This is a genomic window from Thermodesulfovibrionales bacterium (genome assembly GCA_035686305.1).
Classification (GTDB): Bacteria; Nitrospirota; Thermodesulfovibrionia; order Thermodesulfovibrionales; family UBA9159; genus DASRZP01.
On the sequence record DASRZP010000101.1, the window covers coordinates 1 to 7,138 of the forward strand.

General features: G+C 53.3%; 6 protein-coding genes. 4 read left to right on the plus strand and 2 right to left on the minus strand.

Annotated features, from left to right (window positions below; genetic code table 11):
- The coding region (locus VFG09_11520; protein ID HET6515780.1) for a trypsin-like peptidase domain-containing protein at positions 1-977 on the minus strand (977 nt) is incomplete at its 3' end.
- A gap of 490 nt (positions 978-1,467) precedes the next feature.
- Between VFG09_11520 and ileS the strand changes: the two genes are divergently transcribed.
- Genes ileS through VFG09_11540 form a run of 4 tightly spaced genes read left to right on the plus strand, consistent with a single transcriptional unit; the run spans position 1,468 to position 6,352 of the window.
- Positions 1,468-4,242, plus strand: a complete 2,775-nt coding sequence (gene ileS, locus VFG09_11525) for an isoleucine--tRNA ligase (protein ID HET6515781.1) — start codon at positions 1,468-1,470, stop codon at positions 4,240-4,242.
- On the plus strand, positions 4,239-4,697 hold the full coding sequence (gene lspA / locus VFG09_11530) for a signal peptidase II (protein ID HET6515782.1): 459 nt from the start codon (positions 4,239-4,241) through the stop codon (positions 4,695-4,697). Before ileS ends, lspA begins: the two co-directional genes overlap by 4 nt.
- Positions 4,697-5,473, plus strand: a complete 777-nt coding sequence (gene lgt / locus VFG09_11535) for a prolipoprotein diacylglyceryl transferase (protein HET6515783.1) — start codon at positions 4,697-4,699, stop codon at positions 5,471-5,473. Before lspA ends, lgt begins: the two co-directional genes overlap by 1 nt.
- A gap of 3 nt (positions 5,474-5,476) precedes the next feature.
- Positions 5,477-6,352 carry a NapC/NirT family cytochrome c gene (locus VFG09_11540; protein HET6515784.1) on the plus strand — a complete coding sequence of 292 codons (876 nt, stop codon included), beginning with the start codon at positions 5,477-5,479 and terminating at the stop codon, positions 6,350-6,352.
- Between the two features lie 44 nt (positions 6,353-6,396).
- Here the strand turns inward: VFG09_11540 and VFG09_11545 are convergent, their stop codons facing one another.
- The gene (locus VFG09_11545; GenBank protein HET6515785.1) at positions 6,397-6,738 is read right to left on the minus strand and encodes a nucleotidyltransferase domain-containing protein; all 342 of its coding nucleotides are present in this window, start codon (positions 6,736-6,738) and stop codon (positions 6,397-6,399) included.
- Positions 6,739-7,138: the final 400 nt, after the last annotated feature.

Consider the following 7,138-nt stretch of genomic DNA (forward strand, 5'->3'; position numbering starts at 1 on the left):
GTAACGGGAAAGCTCTTCCCCACGGTCTCCTCAGTCAGCAGCTTGTGGAGCTCATCGATCCCGGCGACCGGCTGATTGCCAAAACCGATAATGACATCACCTTCACGCAGACCCGCTCTCATCGCAGGGCTGTTGATTTCGATTGCGACAGCCATGACACCGCTTTCGACCTTCAAGTTATGAAAACGCACCATGCGCCGGTTGATCACGACATCCTGTCCCGCCACCCCTATGGAGCTGCGGCGTATCTTCCCTTCTTTCATGAGTCCTGCTGCTACGAACTTTGCCGTATTTATCGCGATGGCAAAACAGATGCCCTGCGCAGATGCAATCATCGCGGTATTTACTCCTATTACTTCACCGCGGGAATTGACGAGGGGCCCGCCTGAATTGCCGGGATTCAGGGCTGCATCTGTCTGAATCACATTGTCTATGAGCCTTCCGGACCGCGCTCTCAGCGAACGACCGAGTGCACTCACGACCCCTGCGGTCACGCTGCACTGAAAGCCAAAGGGGTTTCCGATGGCAACGACCAGCTGGCCGGCCTTGATGGTCTGTGAGTCACCGAGGCGTACCGCGGCAAGATTCGGGGCGTGGATTCGTATAACAGCAAGGTCGGTATGCGGGTCATCACCCACGACGTATGCCTCGTAATGCCTTCCGTCAGGGAGGGTCACCTCGATCCTTTCAGCAATGTGCACTACATGGCTGTTTGTGAGGATAAATCCATCGGGTGTAAATACAAAGCCTGAGCCGGTGCCCTGGGTTCCGGGAGGGAAACCGTGTTGCCCATTGCTGCTCGGCCCCTGCTGGATACCGACGTGGACAACAGCGGGGCTCACTTTTTCGACAGCGCCGATTACTGCCCGTGAATACGCATCCAAGAGCTCACCATCATTGAAAGGATTCGGCTCAGGGATGCGATGACCGCCTGTCACACCGTCATCACTGGAAATAGTGCGGAATCTCTTTTTCAAGTCTTTCACTCCTTTGGTTATACTAACACATGTGTCAAGTCTTCATTATGCAGGGTCAAGTGCAGAACCAAACCTCCGAACGATTCGAGCGAGATATGCGTGTATGATTGCCATGGGATTGGGAGCAGGCCGATGGAATAAAGAAAGGGCGTATTGTCATACGCCCTTCAAGAATATCCTTTCTTCCCGCAAAATGATCAGCACGACCCCTTGCACTTGCAGGTTGTTGCCGTCTTCTTTGTGATCTTCCTGATCTTCATCCATCTCACCACCTTTCCAAAATCTCTATGACATTTCGTGACGAATAGAGGGTTTTGTTGCAGAGACACCGAGCCCGATGCACCCTCATCTAGTCATAGTATAGCGTATAGCGGCGATTCTGACCAATCTCAAATACGAGGGCCGCTGAGATCGTGAATCCGCCCTTGTCCTGCTGGCTTTTGTACCGCTCTTTTCTTGACTTTAGGCCGACCCTGTGGTAATTTTGTTGATGGACTACAAGGACACCCTTAATCTTCCGCAGACGGACTTTCCGATGAAGGCAAACCTCGCCCAGAGGGAGCCCGAGATCCTCGCCTTCTGGGAAGGAAAGAAGATATACGAAAAGATACAGGATAAGAATAGAGAGGACGCTTCATACATCCTCCACGACGGTCCGCCGTACGCGAACGGCCATATTCATATCGGCCATGCCCTGAACAAGGTACTGAAAGACATCATCGTAAAATACAAGTCTATGCAGGGCTTCTCTTCCCCTTATATTCCTGGCTGGGACTGCCACGGTCTTCCGATTGAACTCCAGGTCGACAAGAACCTCGGTGAGAAGAAGGAAAAGGTGGACCTCCTCGAAAAGAGAAAGCTCTGCAGGGATTATGCGGCGAAGTTCGTTGATGTCCAGAGGGAAGAGTTTCAAAGGCTCGGCGTCTTTGGCGACTGGTCTTCACCGTATCTCACCATGACGAATTCATACGAGGGGGCAATCGTCGAGGAGTTTGTGAAGTGTGTAAAGGCCGGCTATGTTTATAAAGGGAAGAAACCGGTGCACTGGTGTCCCTCCTGCGTCACAGCCCTTGCAGAGGCAGAGGTCGAGTATGCTGACAAGGAGTCTCCGTCAATATTCGTAAAGTTTGCCGTTGCCCAAGAGAGCCTCAGGAGATACCTCCCCGCGCTCAAGGGCAGGAAGGTCTTTGTGATCATCTGGACGACGACCCCCTGGACCTTGCCTGCAAACCTGGCTGTGGCGTTTCACCCGGATTTTGAGTATGCAGCAGTCGAAGCGGGGAATGAAGTCTATATCATTGCCGGGGGCAGGCTCGATGCGCTCAGAGAGAGGATAGGCCTCACGGGTCCTGTCATCGCAAAGGCCTCGGGCAAAGAACTCGAAGGCATGGAAGTGCTCCATCCCTTCGTTGAGAGAGTGTCGAGGGCTGTCCTGGGGGATTTTGTCTCTCTCGAAGAAGGAACGGGCATTGTCCATATAGCGCCTGGCCATGGCGAGGATGATTACGAGACCGGACTGAAATACGGTCTGGACATTTTTGCTCCTGTCGACGACAAGGGGAGATTCACCGAGCAGGCAGGCGACCTGGCGGGAGAATTCGTATTCAAGGCGAATCCCCTCATCATTGAGACCCTGAGGAAGAGGAATGCGTTGGTCAATGAAGAGAAGATCACCCATTCTTATCCCCATTGCTGGAGGTGCAAGAAGCCTGTGCTCTTCCGTGCAACGGAGCAATGGTTCATCTCGATGGAGCAGCGTGACCTGAGGCAGAGGTGTCTCGGAGAGATAGAGAGGGTGCGGTGGATCCCCTCCTGGGGTAAAGAGAGGATTTACGGCATGGTGGCGAACAGGCCTGACTGGTGTATCTCCCGGCAGCGTGCCTGGGGGGTTCCGATAACGCTTCTGAAGTGCGGCGAATGCGGCCGGTTTGTCGAAGACCATGATCTCCTCGATGGCATTGTGAGACTTGTCGAGAGCCATGGAGCAGATATCTGGTTCACGAAAAAGGCTGAAGAACTGTTGCCTCCGGGATACGTCTGCACGAGCTGCGGAGGAAAGGTTTTTTCAAAGGAAACGGATATACTCGACGTCTGGTTTGATTCCGGCGTCAGCCACGCTGCGGTATTGGGAAAGGACGAGAGACTTTCCTGGCCCGCTGATATGTATCTGGAAGGAAGCGATCAGCACAGGGGGTGGTTTCAGAGCTCGCTCATCGCCTCTGTCGGAACAAGGGAGGCCGCGCCTTACAGGACGGTCCTCACCCATGGTTTTGTCGTTGACGGTCAGGGCAAGAAGATGTCGAAGTCTCTCGGCAATGTGGTGGCGCCGCAGGATATTATCAAGGCAAACGGGGCAGAAATCGTGAGACTCTGGGTCTCTGCTGAGGACTACAGGGACGACATAAAGATATCCAAGGAGATCATCGACAGGCTCGTTGAAGCGTACCGGAAGATACGGAATACAGCCCGGTTCCTCCTCGGAAACCTCTTTGACTATGACGGGAAGGATTATCGCCATGGCCTCCTCGAGATCGACAGGTGGGCCATGTCCCGTCTCCAGGGGCTCGTGAGGAAGGTCACCGACGCCTTTGAGAGGTTTGAATTCCATCAGGTCTACCACAGCGTCCATAATTTCTGCATCGTTGATATGAGTTCGTTTTATCTCGATATCCTGAAGGACAGGCTCTATACAGCAAAGACCGATTCTCCGGAGCGGAGGGCTGCTCAATGGGTCCTCCATCAAATCCTTTCCGTTATGACGAGGCTCATGGCCCCCGTGCTCTCTTTCACCGCCGAGGAGATCTGGGGCTTTATGCCCGGAAGGGACGAGGAGAGCGTATTCCTGACACACTTCCCTGTTTTCGATGAAGAGTTCCACAATGGGCCGCTCGAAGAGAAGTGGGAGAGACTCATTGCCGTCCGGAATGCCGTGAACAAGGCCCTTGAGATAAAACGGCAGGAGAAGTTCATCGGTAATTCCCTCGAGGCAAAGGTCATCCTTTCTCTTCCTGACGAGGACTATGCCCTTCTCGACGCGTACCGGAACTTCCTGAAAGCGCTCTTCATAGTCTCTGACGTCGAAATCGGGAGGGGGCCTGTCAGCGGTGAAGGTGTTTTTGAGAGCCCTGAGCTGCCGGGCATTACGATCACGGTCACGAAGGCGGAAGGCGGGAAATGTCAGAGGTGCTGGAACTGGAGCACAAGAGTCGGGACCTTCGAAGACGCACCCGATCTCTGCGAGAGATGTTATAATGTCGTAGAATGAAAAAGGCCGCATATCTCCTCGTTGCACTCGCTATCGTCCTCTTTGACCAGATCACAAAACATATCGCAAGGGATTCGATAGGTCCCTTTGAGATCAAGAAGATCCTTCCGTTCCTCCAGCTCGTCAGCGTCAGGAACGAGGGCGCAGCCTTCGGTCTCTTCGCGGCTCTCGGAAATACGACCTTCATCCTCATTTCCGTAGTCGCGATCATCGTCGTCCTGGTTCTCCTCATGAGGACCGGGGAAGACCGCTTCGGACTCGCTCTCGTACTGGGCGGGGCAATCGGCAACCTCATAGACAGGATCGTTTTCGGCAAAGTGACGGACTTCATCGATGTCTTTGCAGGCAGGTTCCACTGGCCCGCATTCAACGTCGCAGATTCATCTCTTACCGTCGGACTCGTAGTGCTGCTCTTCCATTCCTTCTTCCCGGGGAAGAGGGAGAATCCGCTGTAATGCACCCGATACTTATCAGGATCGGGCCCCTCACGATACACACTTACGGCCTTCTGGTCGCGGCAGGCTTTCTCGTCGGCCTCCTCCTTGCCGGTCGTGAGGCAAAGAGGCAGAGTGTTGCCTCTGAGAGGATCATGGATATGGGTTTCTATATCCTCCTCGCCGCTATTGTCGGGTCAAGGCTTCTCTTTGTCGTGGTGAGTGCGGACCATTATGTGAGACATCCCCTCGATATCTTCAAGATATGGGAAGGAGGGCTTGTCTTTTACGGGGGACTCCTTCTCGCAGTTCCTGTGGCGATATGGTATCTGAGGAGACATCGGCTCGACACCTGGAAGGTCGCGGATATATTCGCCCCGTCCCTCCCGATCGGCCATGCCATTGGCAGGCTCGGCTGTTATGCAGCGGGGTGTTGTTATGGGAGAGAAGCCCATGGACTGCCGTGGGCCGTCACGTTTTCGGACCCCGATTGTCTCGCCAAGATAGGCGTACCGCTCCATCCTGTTCAGTTGTACGAGTCCGTCGGAGAGTTCCTCAATTTTCTTATCCTCATCGCCCTCAGGAGACATCAGTCCTTTAAAGGGCAGTTGTTCTGGACGTACGTTCTCCTCTATTCGATGCTGAGGTTCGGTGTCGAGTTCTTCAGGGGAGACGAGGTGAGGGGATTCATCCTGTCGGGAATCTCTGTTTCCCAGGGCATCAGCATTGTCACCGCTTTGGCCGCCTTGGTCGTAATGAAGAGGCTTTCCCGAAAACCAGACGCAATCCCGAGATGACGAATGGGACGGCAGAGACTGAAGGAATTTTTTGACAGGCTGATCGAACACATCACGGGATTTGTCCTCGCCCTCATAGCGATCATCGGTATCCTCGGCAGCGTGGTAGGGTATAAGTATTACCGGCACACCCAGGATGACCCAGAGTTCTGCATGTCATGCCATATGATGAAGGAGGCCTTTCAGGAATGGCAGAGGGGAAAGCACCGGGATTTTACCTGTCAGAAATGCCATAATCTCAGCCTCATCGAGCAGAATCAACTGCTCGTCTCCTTTGTGGTGAAGACCCCCGGGCCTTTTTCGCAGTCCCACGGCAGAAAGAAACCGTGGCTCCAATGCAAGACGTGCCATCTCAGCGAGGTTGCCCAGGGTTCAGCTTTGCGAAAGTCCTACGGTCATGCAAGACATGTCTTTATGCTCAATATCGAATGCAAGGTCTGTCACGGTAAGAGTCTCCATCTCTTTAAACCCAATGAGAATGCGTGCAAGGAATGTCACACGGACAAAGGAGTTCACGGTATCGGCATGGAAGCCTTCTCCTGTCTCAAGTGCCATTCTTTCTCGGAGAAGACACCGACGATGGTCTCGAAAGACCGGTGTCTGAAGTGCCATAAGGAGCGCTTCGAGGGCCCGATGTCGAGTTTCCAATGCCACCAATGCCACAAACCCCACGGGAAAATAAAACTCACGTCAGAAGATTGTCTCAGACAATGCCATCAGAGCGAAGTAAAAGTGGGACAGCATGCGCTCCACATGAAGAAGAAGATGGAGTGTCTCGATTGCCACAAGGCTCACACCTGGGTAGTCGGGCAGAAAGCGGCAAAGGGCCTCTGCAACAGATGCCATGTGTTGAAGGACCCGAAGACCTTTGTCTATTAATCTATCCTAATGTGGTTCCCTTTTGAGAAGGAACCGAATCTCTTTCAAACCGGCACTCCTTCCTTGCGGATATTCATCAGGAGAGGGCTTTTGATGTGGCGGTAGTCATGTTCCGAAACCGGATAGACGGACAATAATACGCCGTGTTTGGAATTCAGGTCGGAAGCAATGTCTATTATCCTGTCAATTTCCTGCCCCGGCTTGACTCTTCCCTGAAGCACTAATGCCACGTTAATGTCAGACTTTCCTGTCGCCTCCACCCTTGCCCATGAGCCGTAGAGGATTATCTGCTTCAGCCTGTCTTTATATAAGGCGGATAATTCCCTTTTGAAATCATCGATCGGTCTTTTGAATGCGTGGCTTTGGTTCTGAGTCTTAGTTTTCATATCACCACCATATTAAGGGTTTCATGAGCTTATAATCCAAACGTTGCTTCCCTACAAGAGGAACGTTCCTCTATGCGTCAGCGCATCCCCGCGTATGCGGGGAACATGGCATAAGGTGTTCTCAATTTCCTGCCTCATGCGGTTCATCCCCGGGTATGCGGGGAACATAAAATCCGAAACGCTACATGCCCCCATGCCGTCGGTTCATCCCCGCGTATGCGGGGAACATGTCCAGGACGGGTCTGGCAACCGCAATTATACCGGTTCATCCCCGCGTATGCGGGGAACATGCCATTAAGGGCTCTCCTACAATCGTGGAGAGCGGTTCATCCCCGCGTATGCGGGGAACATCCCTATGCAGAGCACCGGGGAAGAGACCTCCTCGGTTCATCCCCGCGTA

What these genes read in the sequence shown, in the direction of transcription:
- VFG09_11540 (HET6515784.1), top strand. Translation starts at nt 5,477, where the DNA reads ATGGGACGGCAGAGACTGAAGGAATTTTTTGACAGGCTGATCGAACAC.
- lspA (HET6515782.1), top strand. Translation starts at nt 4,239, where the DNA reads ATGAAAAAGGCCGCATATCTCCTCGTTGCACTCGCTATCGTCCTCTTT.
- ileS (HET6515781.1), top strand. Translation starts at nt 1,468, where the DNA reads ATGGACTACAAGGACACCCTTAATCTTCCGCAGACGGACTTTCCGATG.
- VFG09_11545 (HET6515785.1), bottom strand. Translation starts at nt 6,738, where the DNA reads ATGAAAACTAAGACTCAGAACCAAAGCCACGCATTCAAAAGACCGATC.
- lgt (HET6515783.1), top strand. Translation starts at nt 4,697, where the DNA reads ATGCACCCGATACTTATCAGGATCGGGCCCCTCACGATACACACTTAC.